We start from the raw sequence: 19918 nt of genomic DNA on the forward strand, positions 1-19918 counted from the left end.
AAAAGTCCATAATTACTATAGGCGGTTGCTTAAAAAATATGTTATTAATAAATCGGTTTTGAATGCAACAAATTCGGCGTTCGATATTAATACTGTAATTAATCTTAATAAAGTAGAGCTGGTATGATTGAAAGAAAATTCAACAATTTCGTCCATCAAATGGGGATTGAACAATTGATAAAAATGTTTGATTTATTACCTGATGTTCTTTTTTGGGTCAAAGATAGCCAGCATAACTTTATCCATGCAAATCAAGCGTTTATTGAGCATTTAGGTGTGAATAGTATTGATGAAATAATCGGCAAAACTGATTACGATTTCTCACCGCCTCATCTAGCAAAACAATTTATTCGTGATGACGAAAAAGTATTAGCAGGTAAAAGTGTCACCGAGCGCTTAGAGATGAATATGACACAATCAGGTGACGCCGCTTGGTATGCTACATCGAAACGGGCTATCACCAATGATGACAATGCCATTATTGGCTCGTATGGCATTACTCGACATTTAGAGAAGCAAGCGAAAGTATTATCTAATGTTGAAGCGGTAAAAGTGCCTGTAGATTATATTCGTCAGCATTATCAGCAGCAATTCACTATTGAGGACTTAGCCGAAGTAGCTTGCTTATCTGTTAGTGCGTTAGAAAGGCGTTTTAAAAAATACTTAGCCAAAACCCCAAAACAATTTATCAATGAAGTTAGATTAGAAAATGCCCGCAAATTATTAATTGAGACCAACATTCCTATTTCACAAGTGGGTGATGAAACTGGCTTTAGTGATCATAGTTACTTTAGCAAACAATTCCGTTTATTTTTTGGAGAGTTACCCTCTGAATATAGAAATAATTATCGACACGCTTATATTTCATAATCCATATAGTTCGTTAGCTAAACAGTCGCTAAGTCCCCTTACATTTTCTAACAAATTCAGACAGTTTTTGCACACTTCAACAACTGAATTGAACACTATTAATCCCGACAATAAGGTAACAAAAGTGTTACTAAAAATAATGAACAGGGATTACTATGAACGCATTAGAAAACAGGACATTTATACCCAAGGGGCGATATTTAAGCGCGATAGCAAGTGCGATTATAACTAGTATTTTTTCAGCGACGTCACTTGCTTACGCTGAAGCAGAGCCAAAGGATTCGGTAAAAAATATCGAAGAAGCCACGGTCAAATCTGATGATGAGATCATTCAAGTTATCGGTAGACGTAATCAAGCTAATAGTGAAATGAGTGCTGAAACTGAGCAGTTAATGAACGTTGCAGGTATAGGTAATGATCCTCTTAGCGCAGTTTATAGTTTACCCGGTATTGTTTATGCCGGCGGTGATACTGGCTCACCCGCAGTGAGAGGCTCTTCACCTGATGATAATGCCTTTTACATTGATGACATGCCAGCAGGGTATATTTTTCACTTGTTTGGCGACAGTATATTTAACGAAAACCTAATTCGTGATTTCACCCTTGAGCCAGCTGCTTTTGGTAGTGAATATGGCAATGCAACTGGTGGCGTATTTGACGTAAAATTAAGAGACCCGCGCCATCAAGACATCGAAACCACCATTGATTTAAGTATGCTAAAAAGTGGTGTTTTGGTGGAAGGATCCGCCACACAAAATACCGCTTTTTACCTTTCTTATCGACGTAGTCAAATACATTTGTTTTTACCTGAAGGTGAAGAAGGCACAGGAGAGGATGAAGGCTACACCATATATAAAGCTCCTGTCAGTGACGATTATCAAGCTAAGTATCAATGGTTACTTGGAGATGCACATAAGTTAACTTTTAGTGCATCAGGTGCCAGTGATCTTGGCGGTATCAGTATCGCGGAAAATTCTGAAGCTGGCCGAATTGATCCCGATAGTGTCGGCGATTTAGAAATATCGACTCGCTTCGATAACCAAAATATCTCTTGGCAATACTATGGCGATGATCACAAGATGATGCACTTAGTATTTGGTCATAACAGTAACGAAACAGATGAAAAGTTTGGCGATGGACAGTTTGTTAACGTCAAAGAAAGCAGTTATGAGTTAAGGTTTTTTTACCAATTAGCCTGGTTAGAAGATCATAAATTAGGCTTTGGTATAGATTATTCTAATTCAGAAGCTGATTACAGCTTTGATCTTATCCCCTATTATTGCACGGAATTTGACAATGATTGCCGTCAACATAAAGGTGACCGCATCCAAGATAATGCCATACTTAAAAATCAAAATATTGCTATTTATCTTGATGAAACTTGGGATATTAATAGTGACTGGCAGCTGGTACTAGGCGTGAGAGGTGAGCGCAATGATTATACCGAACAAAGCTTTATTCACCCTAGGATTTCACTTAGCTGGCTAACCACTGATAACTTAACTATTAAAGCAAAGGCGGGAACTTACAGTCGTTTTCCAGATATAGATACCGCGATAAAAAAATTAGGAAATCCTAACATAGCTTCACCAAAAGCAAGTCATTACTCCCTTGGTTTTGAATATGATATTAATGATTTATGGTTTTCTTCTATCGACCTCTATTATAAAGATCTGTCTGATTTACCCCGCTCAACCGATGAACTAAGCTTGAATGCCACGACAACTGATGACGTGCATTATACGGCGGATACTTCAGGCACAGCACATGGTATCGAGTGGTTAGTAAGACGCGAGCGACAAAATGGCTGGTTTGGCTGGGCGTCATTAAGCTGGTCTAAAAGTGATAGAACCGATGACTTAACTAATATTACCAGTGATTACTATCTTGATACACCACTGGTAGCCAATGTAGTCGCTAATTATGAGTTAAATGAACATTGGGATTTCGGACTACGATTTACACTGCGTAGTGGTGCAAAATATACGCCTATCACGGGCTTGAGAGAAAATCCTGATTATGAAGACCATTTTCTACCAAATTATGGTGAGGTAAATTCAGAAACCTTACCTGTGTATCATCGCTTAGATTTAGAGGCGAACTATAAAACGCATTATTGGGGCTATAACGCACAATGGACTTTTGCCGTGATTAACGCCATGGCACAAGAGAATGTCTCCGGCTATTATTATGATCCTGAAGATAACGATAGCCCGACAAGTTATACCGTTAGTGGTGAAGAAGATATTGGCATATTCCCTTATATTGGTTTGAAAATGACCTTTTAAGCCATAAGTTAACGTGAACATTCGTGTTCACGTTAACGATTATATCTTACAATTTTTAAACATTTTCACCATTTGAGCAAACAACAACACAGTTACACTGTGGTAACATATGAACAACTTCTAGCCTAATTTTACCTAACTATGTTGAGCCACCATTTAAATTTTTCCAAATTTAAGCAATTATCCATGAGTGTGCTGCTAATCAGCTCTTTACTCTTTACTTCAATAAGTTATTCCGCTCCAGAAAATACACAACAAGTCTCGAATGCGAATGCTCCCATTGTCAAAGACGCTTTCGAATGGCAGTTTATGATTGATCTTTCAGCAACTAACTCACCGACAGTGCTTGCGGATGTTGAGTTATCTGAGCCTTGGGATTATCTCCAGTTAGGACTTATTTTAGATATTTCTTATAAAGGTTTCTTTTTACAAACCAATTCAAGACGTTCCGCCACAGCAATTGGAAGTGGTGAGTTTGGCTATCAACTTACCGTACAAGAAAATTGGCAACTGGATATTATTTTAAAAGCCTATCTTGAGGGATATGAGCCTGCAAATATAATCAAAGAGCAAGATGAAGATATTCCTCAGTTATCAGGACTAGTCGATCGTGAAGCAACAGGCGGTATTGCGCTACGTTACTCACACTTTTTTGATAATGCTATTTTTTATATCGACTTTGCCAGAGCAGTCACTGGAGAAAATGACCTAGGCAATTATGGCGAAGGCTTAATCATTGATAGTTTTTATAGCTACCTTATCCCATATCGAAATTGGGATATATATCTGGGCGCAGGACTAACTTATTACGCTCAAGAAATAAATGACTATTACATTGGTATTGATGAAAATGAGGTAACCGCTGATCGACCACTCTATGTCGCAGATAGCAGTTATAGAGGACAATTAGAAGTTTATGCACAATACCCGTTATCGCAAAGCTGGACGTTTAACACTGGTATCACACAAAGCTTTTATTCAAGCAGTATTAAACAAAGTCCATTAGTCGATAAAAATATACTTACCCAAGTTATGGTTGGGGTACTTTATGTATTCTAGCGTTTGCAAAGGAATTGCTCTGCTGGTTTTTATATTAATGAATAGCCCATTTTTTTCGGTAACTGCAAAAGAGCTACCTAAATTAACTGCAACTTCAGCATTGAGTGTTCACCCGCAACAATGCGTAACACTTCGTCAGGGGCGTGAATGCTTTGCTACCATTACTATTCAATGGCAACACGAATTAGCTTTACCACTATGTTTATACCAGCTCAATCCGAACAAAGCAGATAGCCAAAAACAGTTAATCTGTTGGCCGATTGCTAGTAAAGGACAAACCAAGATAGAGTTCGAGTCTAGTGATAATTTAACTTATCAATTACGCACTTTAAAAGATCAACGTTTGATTGCTCAACAAGAAGTTGTCGTTAGCTGGGTACATAAAAATACCGCTAGAAAGCGTCGTTGGCGCTTGTTTTAATCCTATAAAATATAAGGTAACAAGATGAAAACTATTTTATTGGTTGAAGATGATATCAGTTTAGCAAACTGGATATGTGAATATCTTACCGAGCAAGAGTTTAAGGTTATCCATGTTGAGCGTGGCGATCTGGTTTTAGAAAAAATACAAGGAGAAACCATTAATCTCGTATTACTGGATGTGATGTTACCGGGTTTAAATGGTATTGAAGTGTGTCGCCTGATCCGTCAGCACTGCCAAATACCTATTATTATGCTTACGGCAAGAGCCGATGAATTTGACGAAGTCATCGGCCTTGAAGCTGGTGCTGATGATTATGTTATAAAACCGGTTAGGCCTAGAGCATTATTAGCAAGAATTAACAGACAGTTAGCGAGTTATCAATACGACTCTTCTAAGCAAGACATTTTAACGTTTGGTGAGCTAGTCATCAATCAAGAAGCCAAACGAGTAACTTATCAAAATCAAGAGGTGATATTATCATCAAGCCTGTTTGCTTTTTTAACCTTTTTAGCTGAACGTGCAGGCAGTGTCGTTGATAGAGACTCGGTATTTATCGCACTGAGAAAAAGAGAATATGATGGTTTAGATAGACGATTTGATGTCATGTTATCGACATTAAGAAAAATATTTAAAGATGATCCTACTAACCCGAAAAAGTTTAAAACCATCTGGGGAAAAGGTTACCTGTTTGTTGGTGATGCTTGGAGTGATGATAGTCTAAACAGTAAACTGGAAGCGCAATAAAATGCGAGGTTTATATTTAAGCATTATTTTTACAGTGCTTGGCTCATTATTCTTTATTGGTTGGGGATTGGACAAACTTGCAGAGCATGCGGAGTCAAGTCAGCAAAATGAAGCGAAAGACCCCATCACCCTACTTTATCGGCAATTAGCACAAGGATTATCAGGGCAATTAAATCAATTACCCGAAAATGAATTACTCAATACTGTCAGCAAATTTCAGCATGATTATCAATTAAAAAGCCAATTAGTCAACAGCAGTGATATTGCATTACCCGATGCACTATGGGCTGAAATTGATCAAACTGGCTGGTTATTATTGGCCACTCAAGATGATCAGTATCTATTGAACAAACTTAATCAACATCCAAACTATTTACTACAAATTAACTTTCCTTTAGAGCAGGAAGACAATCAACCATTCAACTTTATATTAACGTTAATTTTATACCTTAGTATTTGTGCAATCTTGATCATGTGGGTTTTCCCATTGAGTAGGCGGTTGTTTTTATTAAATAATGCAGCGGCAAAAATTGGTGCTGGTCAGCTTAATGTACGTATCAACCCAAGTCGATTTTCTTACATTAAAATGCTAGAAAACAGCTTTAACAATATGGCCAGTCAAATTGAAAAGCTTGTTGCTGATAATAAAATATTAGCCCGCAGTTTATCCCATGATATTCGTACCCCTATCGCTTGTTTACGCTTTGGTTTAGAGGCGGCAATTGACAGTAAAACGATAGAAAAAAAAGATAGTTATCTAAAGCGCATGGACAGCGAACTTACCAATATGGAAGAAATGACTTGTGCCTTTCTTGAGTATGCTTCCATGGAGCGGCAAGCCTTACACCTTAATAAACAAAACACCAAAGTTAATGCACTTATTCAATCCGCCATTAAAGATTGTGAAATGCTAGCCAAGCAAAAGAATATCTCGTTAATATTTTCGCCAACCAACACGACAGTTAATTATCCACTTGATTACCATTGGTGCTACCGTGCATTGGTTAATTTAATCACTAACGCCATTGGTTATGCTAATGAGAAGATATTAATAACGTTATCAACTACTAACAAGCAATTAATCATGAGTATTGAAGATGACGGCAAAGGAGTCGCAACAGATAAGCTCGATGTGATATTTACGCCTTTTGTGAAACTCGATGCTAGTCGATCACGTGAACAAGGGCATTTTGGTTTAGGTTTAGCCATTTGTGCTAAAGTGGTAGACTGGCATAACGGCACCATTACAACGCGTAATAATCAACGCTTAGCAGGTGCCTGTTTTACTTTAACGTTTCCTCTAATAAAGTAGCTTCAATATGTATAAATATCTCTTGATCATTATCAGCTTAGTTTTAAATAGTTTACTGGTACAAGCAGAGGCTACGACCAACAATGGGCAAACCTCCCCTCCAGATATTGACACGCTTCCCCAGTACCAATTTTATCCAACAGAGTCATTGCCTTTGCAAGTTCAACAAACTTTAGATACGGCTAAAGCAAATCAACAATTAGCTATCTTTGTATTAGGAGCACAATGGTGCCATGACAGCCAAGGTTTAGCTAAAAACTTTTCAACCACACAAATGCAAAAAATATTAACAAGCAAGTACCAAGTATTGTTTGTCGATGTCGGCTATTTGGAGAAAGGGTTTGAACTCGTAAAACAATTTAACCGACCTATATATTATGGCACCCCTACCGTGATGGTTGTTGATCCCGTAACCAATAAGTTATTAAATCGATACAGTATGAAGAAATGGTTAAATTCCTATCAGGTGCCACTTAACGAATATGAGGAATATTTTACTGCTCTAGCCGAAAATAAAACGGTGCAAACTAGCACCAGTGAACAAATGCAAGTTTATATGCTTGAGATCGACGCTTTTGAACAACAACAAGCATTAAGACTTAAAAAGGCTTATCAGGTTATTAGCCCGTTACTCAAAGCCTATATGAAAAGTGATGATACAGTCGCCTCTAAAAACTTTGTGGATAAGTGGCAACCTGTTCAAAAGTATCGTTATAAAATTCAATCTGATATCAAATCACTGATTGCACAAGCAAAAAGTAATATTGAAGCAGGTAATAATGAGCCATTAATATTGCCAACTTATCCAGAGTTTGCTTGGGAATAACGATAAAATAGCAAAACAGTAAGGTCATCTGTCCTTAGTTAAGACTATGAATCCCATGTTGAACATCACCAAGCTCATCGTTTTCATCCAACACACGAAAATCTACATTACGTAGTGCATAGGGACGATAATCAGTCACTAACTTGAATCGCTCTTTGACACTGTAATGCACTAGCGGCACATGGTCGGATGCAACATCATTTACGTTAACTCTTAAAAGGCGTGGCGCTAATGTTGACGAATTAGTTTTAGTGCGAATTTGTGTATGTAAGGTACCATCGTATAAGGGTTTAATAGCAATATCATCAATACCCAACTCGTCTTGGGCTCCCTTAATTTTCAATTTTTCAAAATCAATTCGTGACAGCTTAAGAATGGTTAATTTATCTTGTATTTGCTTAATCATAAATTCCAAGGTGATATCAGATAACCCATCAAACCAATAGCTACCACCAATATCTGAATGGACACCCGCAAACCATAGCTCAAGTACTCTTTCATCGTGGTTAAATAATGTCGGCTGAAAAACAATACGTTTTTCGTCTAGAGAGACTAAATGCACAGCTCTATTAATATGTTTCGCCAATGTACCATTTTCAAAAACAATACCGCTAGCAGGGAATGTATCTGGGTTTAAATCTAAAGAGCCCCGGGTAGCTGCAACGGTATCAAAAACACCTAAAAACGCGACATTTTGTGTTAAATGTGCAGCAAACATTCGCGCAATAGCTGCCCCGCGACTAAAGCCAAAAATGTAGATTTCATCGCCACTTGAATAATGTTTATTAAGATCATCCTGAGCTTGAGCTAGAATAGTTTCCATATCACCATAGGGCGGTGCAAAAAGTGCGTTAAACTTTCTTTTTAGCCAATTGCCTCGAGTACCAACACCACTATAATAAAAACTATGTTGATTTGGGGTGAGAATACTTTGCTGATTAGCAGGACTTAACTGCCCGCCTAAAAAAATATGGAGTTTAAGCACATTACTTATACTGGTGTCAGCAAAATAATCATCGGAGTCTTCAGGAGAGTTACAGGTACCGTCAAAACAAAAAATTAGCTTTGTCATTTGTGTATCCTCTGTACTAATACCAATTGAGTTAATTTATTAATCAACTAGCGATGAAATTGTTTTAACAGTTTTCTCATCAGTTGATTATTGTATTGATAAATGATGTTTTGGCTATTGAACAATTGTGGCAGCTCAAGAATAAAGACCGCGACTATTAATACCAAGCCGAATATAGAAGAGACTGAACTAAAATATAACACGATGCCAATTAACATCAACATCAAGTTAAATAAACCTCGTTGCCACCGGCCTATATAAAAATGATGTAAACCCGCAACAAAAGCCCAGTTCAACGCCGCGTAGGTATCAGGGTCTTTTATATGTTGTACTTCTTGTGCGTAATACTGCCTTTTTTGCGCAACAGATAAGCTGGAAATCTGTTCCCTTAATTGATTTTCTTCTTGTTGTAATTCTTCATTAATCATAATAACGTCCTTATTATTTTTATTTAGATCAAATCTATTACCCTAACCATTTAACTTTTTTATGCAAAATACTATTTCTGGGAGAGGGTCATTAATTATTACAACACTATCAGGAACACTGCAACGATTTATTTTCCCCCCTTAAATTTTCAAAGTAATTTTTATCGAATCTTTTCAAATTTTATGCAATTCCCGCCTTTGCCACTAGTCACTGCTTAATCCCCCTGATAGAATCTAGTCCATTAGTTTTTAGATAAAATGAGATGCAGAGTAATGGGCAGAGCTTACCAAAATAGAAAATTATCCATGGCAAAAACCGCAGGTGCAAAAACCAAGGTTTATTCAAAATACGGAAAAGCCATATACGTATGCGCAAAAAATGGTGGCTTAGATCCAGATGGAAACCTTGCATTGCGTGGCTTAATTGATAAAGCTAAGAAAGATCAAGTTCCTACGCATGTAATTGAAAATGCGATTAAAAAAGCATCTGGCGCTGGTGGTGAGGATTTTGTTGAAGCACGTTATGAAGGTTTTGGTCCAGGTAACTGCATGGTAATTATTGATTGCTTGACCGATAACGGCAACAGAACCATTAAAGATGTTCGTCAATGTTTTACTAAAACCAATTCAAAAATTGGCTCTTCTGGCACAGTTTCACATATGTTTGACCATCAAGCCGTATTCGCTTTTAAAGGTGAAGATGATGAAGCAGTATTAGAGAACTTAATGATGGCCGATATTGACGTTACTGACGTTGAATTGGAAGATGGCATTATTACTGTTTATGCTCCGCATACTGAGTTTTTCAAAATTAAAACCGAATTTGCCAACTCTATGCCAGAATTTGATCTAGAAGTTGAAGAAATCACTTGGGTTCCTCAAACCTATATTGATGTTGAAGGTGAAGAAAACCTAGCCAACTTTGAGAAATTCATTGCTATGTTAGATGACTGTGACGACGTACAGAATGTTTATCACAATGCTGAAGTGAAAGATTAGTAAACAAAGATTAATTAAAAAACCCATCATAAGATGGGTTTTTTAATGCCTGTTTTTTGACAAAACCAATGATTAAACTATCCGTATATCCTGCTTTATCCAAGCTAAGTGTCTTTTTAAAATATTGACATTAAATGGCTTAATTATAAACCCTGTCACCTGAGAAGCAATTAAGTCTTGTACTTGTGACTTCTCATCTTCACAGGTGACCATTAATACCGGTAAATGTGTCAAACGCCTGTGCTCTCTTATTTTTTTCAGTAGTTGTTTACCGTCTAAATTAGGCATATGTAGGTCAGTAATTAATAAATCATATTCTGTAGCTTCAAGTTTCCTTAAAGCTTCATTACCATTACAAGCTTCATCTAAGTCTTCATAACCTAAGCCTCGTAACATGTGCATCATAACCTGACGCATAGACAACATATCATCGACCACAAGCACTTTCATCACAACATCCCTTTAATAGATAACCTCGGCTAATCATTAAGTGTAGACAGTAATAATATATTTACCAGTACATAAGTAATGAAAACCAAACTTTATGTAAAACACACTTGACACAAAAATCAAAACAACTTAAATTAAAGACAAGCAAGCTTTACATAAGATAAAGTTTAGTTGAAATAAGTTAATATCATAAGGAACTAAGCAATGACTAAGTCCGGCCAAGTAAATACCAATGAATATAATGATCGCAATTGCCAAAATACTCGAAACTTAAGAAACTGGACTGCCGCTTGGGTTATTTCAATGGCTATCGCTGCCTTTGCCCCAAAATACCTGTGGGAATTCAACACACTGTTAAGTGCCATTGCTATTGTCATCAGCTTAGGTGTTGGTTTAGGTATGCTCTTAGCAAATAGACGTTACTTACGAGGTCTTGATGAAATGCAGCAAAGGATATTATTTGATGCGATGGGTTTATCTTTGGGAGTAGGACTTGTTGTAGGTTTAAGCTATGAGTTGCTCGAAGATATAAAACTTATTAGTTTTCAACCGGAAATTGCGCATTTAGTCGTGGTTATGTGTTTAAGCTATCTTGTCGGTATTATTGCTGGTCATAGGAAGTTTCAATGAAAAATCGCTTAAAAGTATTACGAGCAGAGCGCGACTGGACTCAAGCACAGTTAGCCTCAGCATTAGGCGTATCAAGGCAGACAATCAATGCGATAGAAAAGGGTAAATTCGATCCCAGTTTGCCATTAGCGTTTAAAGCAGCTCGATTATTTAAAATGGCAATAGAAGAAATTTTTCAAGATGAAGAGCAATAGGGTCTGCTGATTTTTCAGTTTATCACACTGTTGCTCTTGAAAAAGAGGTCAGTCGAGGCGTTTAAAGTAATGTTTGGTTGCTCCAAATACACTTTAAGCAACAAAGAGTGACGCTTTTTCAAGGCAACCCGAAGGGCTATGACTAACTTTCAACCTAACTTTGTTAAAAATCGTTAAAGTAGGTGGCTACATATCACTCTTTTCGCCTTGTTATCTTAAAAGTTAGCCAATAGCAGAGACTATAATGAAAGATCAACAGCCCCTATAAATCGCACTCTGCTTCGAAAGTCATCACAGCTTTAGTTATTGGGTGGCTTAACGTTAACTGCTGCGCATGTAAATGCAAACGTTGAGCCTTATTCATCTCATTGTTGTGATAATCTTTATGGCCATACAAGTCATCACCCAAAATAGGTAAATTTAATCCTTGAGGGTGAGCACAATGAACACGTAATTGGTGTGTGCGACCCGTTTCAGGGTAAAGATAAAGTTTAGTTCTCCCCTCTTCGCAACTGATAACTTGCCATTGAGTTTTTGCCGGCTTGCCATGTTCAAAACACACCAATTGCCTTGGTCTATCATCAAGGTCGCCGCGCAATGGCAGAGTAATCTCACCTTGGCTTTGCGCCAATGACTTTTCAACATCGCCCTCCAGCACAGCCAGATAACGCTTTTTAATATCACGATTAATAAACTGCTGTTGTAGGTGTTTTTGCACACGTTGCGTTAACGCTAATACCATCAGGCCTGATGTGGACATATCCAAGCGGTGAACAATTAAGCTACCGGTGGCTTGGGGAAATTGTTGCTTTATACGTAAATAGACCGAGTCTTCAATATTTTTTCCTGGTACCGACAAAAACTCATTGGGCTTATTAACAACCACCAGATATTCATCCTGATAAATTATAGGAAGCTCTTTGCCTTGAGCTGGATTTATCAATAAAGGATTCTCATCCACTGCCATGCCAGCAAGCATATGCGTCAATATTGGTTGGCATTTACCTGAACAAGCACCATAAAAATTTTTATGTTGTCTCAAGGCTGATTTAGGCGCTTTACCCCACCAAAACTCAGCCATAGCCAAAGGCTGTAACTTGTGCTGAAAAGCAAATTGTAAAAGTTTCGGCGCCGCACAATCACCCGTTCCTGCGGGCGGCATAGGAAAAGCTGTCTGTTGAAAAATTTCCATCAGATCTTTTTCTACACCAGCAGCGTTTAATAAGCGGTATTGCTTAAATAGTTTTTTTTGCAGTCTGGTAGATAGTCGTTTACGTTTATTTTTTAAGGTATTTATTTCATCGGTTAGCTTGGTTAAAGCTTGCTGAGCTTGCGCAGTTTTGTCTTGCCAATATCGTTTCAAATCCCTTAACTGATTTTTATCGGCGACACTCTCTTTGGCTAATAGTTTGAGTGGAGTTACTGATTCAACTTCACTTAAGGAAGCTCTTATTTGACTGCGTTTGTCTTTACGCGTTTTTCGATTAATAGTCATCGTTTGTTGCAGACTTTCAATACTCTGTTTTTCTTGTTGTAACAATAAAGATAACGCTTGCTGGTATTGTTCGAGCTCAGGAGCAGCCATTAGCTGCTCTACTTCGGTGTTTATCTGATTAATAATTAAATTGTCAGCATGAAAAAAGTCATCTTGGCCATTAAGATCAAATACCGGTGCAACAAAGTTAATGCCGACATTTTGAGTAAAACTTTTCCCTGAATAAGCCGTTAAATATCCTATTTCACCATTATCATTAGCGACCAAAAGTACGCCAAACATTTTGCCAACACCGGCTAACTCTTGTTCAAGCAATGGCGACTTTGCTAATTGTTGTTGTAATTCATCTGCGGCTAGCAAACAAAGTGGATGTGGCTCGTAACAAAAAGGGTAAGTAAAGCGTTTAGGTAAACTGTAGTCGGCAATAGTTGCTTTAAATACAGTAAAACACTGAGTTGAATTTATCATTGGCCAATAATTACCAGGTCATTTTCTTGCGAGCTATCGTCTTCACACCAAATGGGGCGTTTAGTCATTACTTTAGTAAACATTGGGCTTTGTAAAAATCTATCGAGCCAACGCCTTAGCTGTGGGTATGGTGCTTGCAGATACCATTGACGCTCGACACGTGAAAATTGACGGACAAAAGGTAATAAAGCGATATCGAGTAAACTTATCTTATCTGATATTAAGAAATTATGATTATCTAAACGTTGCTCTAGTGATTTTATAAAAACCTCACACTGTTGACGACACTGCTCAATATTCGTTTCATGATAACGTTTCGCACACTTATAGACTTCTAAACAAGACTTGAATTCTTGATCAAAAATGCTAATGACTTTCATCATTTCGATAAGTAGCTCTTTATTATCTTTATGTAATAAGTCATCTGGGTCTGAGTTTGATAAAGCCCATAACATCACATCGATACTTTCTTCTATCACTTGCGGCTCTGGCTTAGTCAGTACTAACACAGGTACAGTACCTTTTGGAGAAGCGATAAGCATTGCTGTTGGTTTATTACTTAATACCACATCGCGTAAAATAACCGCTTGCTTAGCATAATAAATGGCAATTCTTGAGCGTATTGCGTAGGGGCAATTACGCAACGAATAAAGTATAGGTAAATCAAGGGTATTCAACATTATTATTCTGTATCACCAATAAATATTGTGCTGGTACGCTATTTATTAGCATCGATAACCACAGTTAACGTCGCTTTAGCGCTATTCATTAGTTGATTATACAGGTAAAATCCCACCTCATTAAAGTTAAGGTAAATTAAGTAGCACAAATGAGTTCAAAAATAGAATTATTAGCCCCCGGTGGTGACATCGACGCCATAAAAGCCGCCATTATTGCCGGAGCCGATGCCGTGTATTGTGGCTTAGACACCTTTAATGCCAGAAACCGCGCCGCTAATATTTCCTTTGATGAGCTAGTAGGTATCATTAGATTAGCTCACGAGTATCAATGTCAGATTTTCCTTACCCTAAATATTGTTATTTTAGAGCGAGAGTTTAAATCATTAGCCAGTTTATTAAGTAAACTCGTTAACACCAGTTTAGATGGTGTTATCGTGCAAGATATTGGCTTATTTAACTTAATTAAAAAGCATTTTCCAACCCTAGATATACATGCCTCAACACAAATGACCACTCACAATATCGGTCAAATTCCTTTCCTTAAAAAGTTAGGGGCTTCAAGGGTGAATTTATCACGAGAGATGAATTTACGAGAAATTACTGCCATTACTCAGGTTGCTAAAGAACATGAAACCTTGGTTGAAGTATTTGTTCACGGCTCTTTATGTGTAGCCTTTTCAGGTTTATGTTACTCAACGTCAGCTAGTGTCGGCAATTCAGGCAATCGAGGTCGTTGTAGCCAAGCTTGCCGTGAAGAATACGAAACCACAGAGTCGGGAAATAATTTCCCGTTAAATATAAAAGATAACTCTGCATTTTTTGATTTACCTGCTTTGATTGATGCGGGTGTTGACTCGTTTAAAGTTGAAGGGCGCATCAAGGGTGCTAACTATGTTCACACTGTAGTAGACAGCTTTAGAAAACAAATTGATGGCATACTTGATACCGGAGAGCTAACTCAAGACGGTGAGCGTTTATATCAAGTATTTAATCGTGATTTCTCCAATGCTTTTTTACGTGGTGACTTAAATCAATCTATGTTTATTGATAACCCTAGGGATAATTCAACCAAACATGCTCTTGATAAAAGTAATGCGATTTCGGTGGTACAAATACATGACGTAGAGCAAGAACTTCATCAGCAAAATAAACAAATTAAAGCCACTGTATTTGATAAAATCAACTGTTTAAGTATTGATAAATTATCGCTAACGTTAGACTTCTCTGGAGAAATAAATACACCATTAAGCATAGTTGCTACTGTCACTAACAATGATGAGTACCAAGAATTTATCGTGCAATCAACAAGCTTATTAACACCAAGTGAAAAAGCCTGTATTGATCACAGTGTTATTGAAAAGCGTTTTAAAAGCTTTAATAACAGCAGCTACCAATTAACCAAAATTGACACAGATAGCTTGCTTTCGGGTTTAAGTATTCCATTTAAAGAGCTGAGCCAATTGAAAAAACAGCTGGCAAGTTTGTTGAACGACAATCAAGCTGTGTTACCTGAAGTCATTCTGCCTAAATTAACGCATCACGCCAAAGAAAAAGCTAGTGATGATCAAAAAGCTAACTTATCAATACTTATTTGTGATGAAGCAGATGTTGCATTAGCCGATGACACTGATGCCGATATTTACTTTAAATTACCTGATGCCTATAAACGCGGCTGTACTAAATACGTTGATTTTTTTAACGCTAATCCAAATATCATTCCTTGGTTCCCTGCTGTGCTCATTGGTAAAGATTATGATGTTGCAGTAAATATTTTGCATCAAGTCAAACCTAAGTTGATTGTTACCAATAATACCGGTATCGCCTATGAAGCATATCGTTTAGGAATCAAGTGGCTTGCTGGACCATTTTTAAATACCACCAATTCTTATGCACTAATGGCACTACAAGAGGACTTTGATTGTAGTGGCGCCTTTATTTCTAATGAAATCAATAAACAGCAAATACGAAACATCGCCCGTCCGAAGAATTTTAAGTTACTGTATAGCATCTACCATCCTATTTTATTAATGGCCAGTAGACAGTGTTTTTTCCAACAAAGTGTCGGCTGTGAAAAACCCAGAATCGATAACGGTTGTATGCTGTCTTGTGATAAATCCACCAGTATTACTAACCTCAAAGGCGATAACTTTGCTATTGATAAGCAAAAAGGTGGTTATCCAAGCATTTATAACCAAGATCAATTTTTAAACATAGAAATCCTAGACGATCTCAATGATTTATTTGACACCTTTATGATTGATTTAACTGACATAGGCATGGGTGATAAATCTAGCCCAGATAAAGTGAGCTTAATTAAGCAGTTTGAGCAGTTATTATCAGGGAGCGCTGAAACAGCTAATACCTTACATACCATGGTACCTGAGTCAACATTAAGCCAATACTATACTGGCTTGTAACGTTTAGATATTGGCCTCTTCTTCCCAGAGCCATTCAAGTGCAGCTGCTTTTGCGGTGAACACTTGAATGTTTAGCTCGGCAGAGCTAGGAATATCAGCCGAAAAATCAGCACTTAATTTAGCCATTTTATTTGGCGCGAATATCGCTATTTTATCTAATGCCGCTAATTGACCAAATGCGATTAAAGCATCTAATTCGGTAGAATATGAATTACGCTTATTTATCAGTAATGAAAAGCTAGAGGTGAAAATTTCACTGAGTTTTTGATGTATTTCTTCTACCATTGCAAGATTAATATTCATGCCAGCATCAACAATTATTTCTCCCATTTTCTCACCTAACACATTGATCGTTGCGTAAGAGACCCGGTAACACTCCATCTAAAACCTTATCATTCAAAAATTTAAAACGACTGCAATTTAAGCTTACTTAAAATACGTTACTTAAAAAAACAGTTAACTACAAGAATTCCTCTATATAAGACCCATAAAATGCGCAATAACTTGCATTTAACTATCAAGATTATTTAATAGGTAAGCTAATTGCCCCCTTGGTACATGGCGTCAAAATCAGCAATATTATGTTCCCAAATTGGTTTACCTTTACCAATATAATCACGTACGGCATCAAAAAATAGCCTTGTTCTTACCGGAAGATCTCGGTGCGGATAAATGGCATACATTGCGGCATAGTCCGATAAATTCACGTCGGTAAGTATGGGAACTAAATCTCCACGACTCACTTCATCACCAATGATAAAAGCAGGTACCACAACATATGCACTTCCCGACAAGGCCTTTAATAAAAGTACTTCGGCATCATTGGCTCGAAAAACACTATTAATTAATTGCTCTGCCGGTTTTCCTTTGTCATTAATGTAATCAATACCTTTGATCCTTACTGATCTACTGGCGTAACTAGCGGCAGGTAAACCACCTAGATCTGCAATTGTTTTCGGCATGCCATAGGTTTGAATAAACTCAGGGGATGCTAATATAGCAAGTCGATTTCTTGCAATTTTTCGAGCAATTAAAGTTGAGTCTTTCAGCTCCCCGACCCTAAAAGCTAAATCAACCCCTTCGGCTACAATGTCGACAACACGATCTTCAAGTAAGAGTTCTATTTCAACTTGTGGAAAACGCTTTTGAAAATCATTAATCACTGGCTGTAAATAACGTTTAGCAATATTGAATTAATGCGATTTTGCGGTCGTATCGCTTGTTTAAAACCTCTTCCGGCGCTAGATCAAGAGTTACTATTCAAAAAAGCGCCAAACATCAGTATTGTCTCTTTAGGCGGCGCTTGGTTAGCCAATAGTTTATGTGCACAGCAACATATGAGCTTTATGAGTAAACTACTCTTGGAAAGTGTTGAAAATAACACTATCAAACTACCAGAGATTAACATGATTGATTTTAATGCTGATACCATATCAACCGCATTGAACCAGCAATTTTCAGCTGAATCTCGCGGTAAATTTGTCGTTGATCTCACCAACGTTAATATAAAGCAATAAAGTTAATTGATTCCCATGAAATTTATCGCTCATTAATTATTTAGCTTTTAGCAAATACACATCAATAGACTATCACTTTTCAATAATCACAGTTTCTTCTAGTTCACTTGTATTTACAGTGAAGGATTTGGAATGTGATGATAACTCGCTAGATTCTCCAAATAGATTCAATCCAAACCATAACAATGCTGTAGATGTAACAAGTACTAGCCACCATGAAACGCCAAAACCTGTAACCAAGGTGCCTAAAAAGGCAGTGGTACCAATAACAAGTGAATATGGCATTTGTGTTCGAACGTGATCTATATGATTACACTGAGATGCCATGGAGGCTAAAATAGTAGTATCTGATATTGGCGAGCAATGATCTCCCCACACGGCGCCAGCGAGTACACAAGAAATAGAAGAGTAGATGATGTGCATATTCTCTGGGTCAACATAGCCACTATCCGTTGAAACTAAACTCCAACTCACAGGAACAACCAATGGCATTAATATTCCCATAGTTCCCCAACTTGTACCTGTTCCTAACGAAATAACACCCGACAGTACAAAAATAATTGCAGGAAACAAAGCAGGATAAATTCCATCTCCTATTATGGCCGCTAAATAACCGGCAGTGTTAAGCTCTTTGGTTATTTCAGCGAGCGCCCAGCTCAACACAAGAATAACTAACGCTGAGGTAACGTTACTTAAGCCATTAACCCAAGCATTTATTGTATCTTCTATCGATAGAATTCTTTGAGCAATAGTTATAACAATGGCAACAATTGAGCCTAAAAAGCCACCAAATAATAAAGCTACCAATGAGTTAGCGCTGCCGAGTATCTCTGTTATTGTACTTCCTTGACCCGTTATTAAAATGCCAACGAAAACTGTGATTATTAAAATGAAGATAGGTAACATGGCATTCAACCAGCTAGATTGTAGCTTATCAGGAGTGTCTGCAGATAAAGCTGATTTATCTAACACTGCTTTTCCCGATAAAGCCCTTTTTTCCGCTATTAACATTGGACCAAAATCTTTTCCTGTAAAAGCGATAAACATGACAAAAATGAGCGTCAACAATGGATAGAAGCTATAAGCGATTGAGTGTAGGAAAATAACATAGGGTTCGCTTAAACCATCAATACTTTCAATTGCGGTTTCAATCAAGCCAACCTCATAGCCAATCCAAAGTGAAATTAACGCGATAGAGGCTAAAGGCGCAGCAGTTGAATCAACTAGGTAGGCTAATTTCTCACGAGAAACTTTCATTTTATCAATGAGCGTACGCATGGTGTTACCGACAATTAATGTATTAGCATAGTCATCAAAAAAAATGACAAACCCCATAAAAACAGTACTTAACTGGGCTTTTTTTCGGCTACTCGCCCAACGTTTTACCTGTTCGATTAAGCCAATTAAACCACCATTAGCAGCAATAACGCCCACCATTCCACTTATAAACAACGTAATTAGAATGATAGAAATATGTTCGGTATCATTCATAACATTCAGAGTATATTTTTGTGGTATATCGACTAAAGCTTGAAAAAGCGCACTGAAGTCTTTTCCTGCTATTGCCCATGCGCCAAACCAAATTCCCAAAAACAACGCAATAATAACTTGCCGGAGAATGAAGGCGGCTAAAATAGCTATAAGTGGCGGTAAAACTGAAATGACGTTTGCTGATTCTAGAGATGAGCTACCTTCAGCTAAGTATGCGACTGTAAATGAGGCAACCAAAAGAGCAATAATTGATACCCAACGTTTTATACCCATCGTTACTCCAATTTCATTATCCTTTGAGTATACATTTTTATTAGAAGCAACAATGCTTAAAGTCAGCCATACTTTTCAATATGTTAACGTTAAAAGGAAATGAAAATATTTGAAAATAATGATATTGAGTGTAGGTTAGGAAAATAATAAATACCAATAAGCCAAAGGACTGTATCATACCAACCGGACTAATTAGCAGATCATTTAGCGAGCGTTAATTAATCCGTTTGGTATTAATATTTACTACTTTTGTGTCATATGGTCTAGCGCCAACGGATTAA

The 19918-nt window shown here is 37.4% G+C and carries 19 protein-coding genes and 1 pseudogene; 12 read left to right on the forward strand and 8 right to left on the reverse strand.

What is annotated here, in order from left to right; translation table 11 throughout:
• Nucleotides 1–123 precede the first annotated feature (123 nt).
• From AC27IF_RS15745 to AC27IF_RS15775, 7 genes are all read left to right on the forward strand, one after another.
• Complete coding sequence (locus AC27IF_RS15745) at nucleotides 124–870, forward strand: PAS domain-containing protein (protein ID WP_487055291.1); 747 nt, start codon at nucleotides 124–126, stop codon at nucleotides 868–870.
• 155 nt (nucleotides 871–1025) lie between these two features.
• Complete coding sequence (locus tag AC27IF_RS15750; protein ID WP_487055292.1) at nucleotides 1026–3158, forward strand: TonB-dependent receptor; 2133 nt, start codon at nucleotides 1026–1028, stop codon at nucleotides 3156–3158.
• A gap of 186 nt (nucleotides 3159–3344) precedes the next feature.
• On the forward strand, nucleotides 3345–4217 hold the full coding sequence (locus AC27IF_RS15755) for a MipA/OmpV family protein (RefSeq protein ID WP_487055293.1): 873 nt from the start codon (nucleotides 3345–3347) through the stop codon (nucleotides 4215–4217).
• The gene (locus AC27IF_RS15760; RefSeq protein ID WP_487055294.1) at nucleotides 4207–4638 is read left to right on the forward strand and encodes a DUF3019 domain-containing protein; all 432 of its coding nucleotides are present in this window, start codon (nucleotides 4207–4209) and stop codon (nucleotides 4636–4638) included. The genes AC27IF_RS15755 and AC27IF_RS15760 overlap by 11 nt, the downstream gene beginning before the upstream one ends.
• 24 nt (nucleotides 4639–4662) lie before the next feature.
• On the forward strand, nucleotides 4663–5385 hold the full coding sequence (locus tag AC27IF_RS15765) for a response regulator (protein WP_487055295.1): 723 nt from the start codon (nucleotides 4663–4665) through the stop codon (nucleotides 5383–5385).
• A gap of 1 nt (nucleotide 5386) precedes the next feature.
• Nucleotides 5387–6697, forward strand: a complete 1311-nt coding sequence (locus tag AC27IF_RS15770; RefSeq protein ID WP_487055296.1) for a sensor histidine kinase — start codon at nucleotides 5387–5389, stop codon at nucleotides 6695–6697.
• 7 nt (nucleotides 6698–6704) lie between these two features.
• A complete protein-coding gene (locus tag AC27IF_RS15775; RefSeq protein ID WP_487055297.1) occupies nucleotides 6705–7523 on the forward strand; it encodes a thioredoxin domain-containing protein in 819 nt (272 codons plus the stop codon).
• Between the two features lie 34 nt (nucleotides 7524–7557).
• Here the strand turns inward: AC27IF_RS15775 and AC27IF_RS15780 are convergent, their stop codons facing one another.
• Together AC27IF_RS15780 and AC27IF_RS15785 are read right to left on the reverse strand one after the other, a co-directional pair.
• Nucleotides 7558–8595 (reverse strand): phospholipase effector Tle1 domain-containing protein, encoded by a 1038-nt coding sequence (locus AC27IF_RS15780; RefSeq protein ID WP_487055298.1) that lies wholly within the window; start codon nucleotides 8593–8595, stop codon nucleotides 7558–7560.
• A gap of 47 nt (nucleotides 8596–8642) precedes the next feature.
• A complete protein-coding gene (locus AC27IF_RS15785; protein ID WP_487055299.1) occupies nucleotides 8643–9023 on the reverse strand; it encodes a TM2 domain-containing protein in 381 nt (126 codons plus the stop codon).
• Between the two features lie 273 nt (nucleotides 9024–9296).
• On the opposite strand from AC27IF_RS15785, the gene AC27IF_RS15790 reads away from it, so the two are divergent.
• Nucleotides 9297–10022, forward strand: coding sequence for a YebC/PmpR family DNA-binding transcriptional regulator (locus AC27IF_RS15790; protein WP_487055300.1), 726 nt, complete (start codon nucleotides 9297–9299; stop codon nucleotides 10020–10022).
• A gap of 72 nt (nucleotides 10023–10094) precedes the next feature.
• Here the strand turns inward: AC27IF_RS15790 and AC27IF_RS15795 are convergent, their stop codons facing one another.
• On the reverse strand, nucleotides 10095–10472 hold the full coding sequence (locus AC27IF_RS15795) for a response regulator (protein WP_487055301.1): 378 nt from the start codon (nucleotides 10470–10472) through the stop codon (nucleotides 10095–10097).
• A gap of 204 nt (nucleotides 10473–10676) precedes the next feature.
• Between AC27IF_RS15795 and AC27IF_RS15800 the strand changes: the two genes are divergently transcribed.
• Together AC27IF_RS15800 and AC27IF_RS15805 are read left to right on the forward strand one after the other, a co-directional pair.
• On the forward strand, nucleotides 10677–11102 hold the full coding sequence (locus tag AC27IF_RS15800; protein WP_487055302.1) for a hypothetical protein: 426 nt from the start codon (nucleotides 10677–10679) through the stop codon (nucleotides 11100–11102).
• Nucleotides 11099–11296 carry a helix-turn-helix transcriptional regulator gene (locus AC27IF_RS15805; RefSeq protein ID WP_487055303.1) on the forward strand — a complete coding sequence of 66 codons (198 nt, stop codon included), beginning with the start codon at nucleotides 11099–11101 and terminating at the stop codon, nucleotides 11294–11296. Before AC27IF_RS15800 ends, AC27IF_RS15805 begins: the two co-directional genes overlap by 4 nt.
• Before the next feature lie 262 nt (nucleotides 11297–11558).
• On the opposite strand, the gene AC27IF_RS15810 is transcribed toward AC27IF_RS15805, so the two are convergent.
• Nucleotides 11559–13259, reverse strand: coding sequence for an RluA family pseudouridine synthase (locus AC27IF_RS15810; protein WP_487055304.1), 1701 nt, complete (start codon nucleotides 13257–13259; stop codon nucleotides 11559–11561).
• Nucleotides 13256–13939, reverse strand: coding sequence for a glutathione S-transferase (locus AC27IF_RS15815; protein WP_487055305.1), 684 nt, complete (start codon nucleotides 13937–13939; stop codon nucleotides 13256–13258). The genes AC27IF_RS15810 and AC27IF_RS15815 overlap by 4 nt, the downstream gene beginning before the upstream one ends.
• 149 nt (nucleotides 13940–14088) lie before the next feature.
• Here AC27IF_RS15815 and AC27IF_RS15820 point away from each other — a divergent pair, with 149 nt between their 5' ends.
• Nucleotides 14089–16356, forward strand: coding sequence for a peptidase U32 family protein (locus tag AC27IF_RS15820; RefSeq protein WP_487055306.1), 2268 nt, complete (start codon nucleotides 14089–14091; stop codon nucleotides 16354–16356).
• A 3-nt stretch (nucleotides 16357–16359) separates the two neighbouring features.
• Here AC27IF_RS15820 and AC27IF_RS15825 read toward each other — a convergent pair whose 3' ends face one another.
• Complete coding sequence (locus AC27IF_RS15825; protein ID WP_487055307.1) at nucleotides 16360–16686, reverse strand: STAS/SEC14 domain-containing protein; 327 nt, start codon at nucleotides 16684–16686, stop codon at nucleotides 16360–16362.
• Between the two features lie 209 nt (nucleotides 16687–16895).
• Nucleotides 16896–17543, reverse strand: a pseudogene (locus tag AC27IF_RS15830) (substrate binding domain-containing protein); the annotation flags it as partial.
• A 9-nt stretch (nucleotides 17544–17552) separates the two neighbouring features.
• On the opposite strand from AC27IF_RS15830, the gene AC27IF_RS15835 reads away from it, so the two are divergent.
• Nucleotides 17553–17873 (forward strand): hypothetical protein, encoded by a 321-nt coding sequence (locus tag AC27IF_RS15835; protein WP_487055308.1) that lies wholly within the window; start codon nucleotides 17553–17555, stop codon nucleotides 17871–17873.
• A gap of 72 nt (nucleotides 17874–17945) precedes the next feature.
• Here the strand turns inward: AC27IF_RS15835 and AC27IF_RS15840 are convergent, their stop codons facing one another.
• Complete coding sequence (locus AC27IF_RS15840; protein ID WP_487055309.1) at nucleotides 17946–19637, reverse strand: Na+/H+ antiporter NhaC family protein; 1692 nt, start codon at nucleotides 19635–19637, stop codon at nucleotides 17946–17948.
• Nucleotides 19638–19918: the final 281 nt, after the last annotated feature.

This window comes from Colwellia sp. KS18-150 (genome assembly GCF_057551365.1).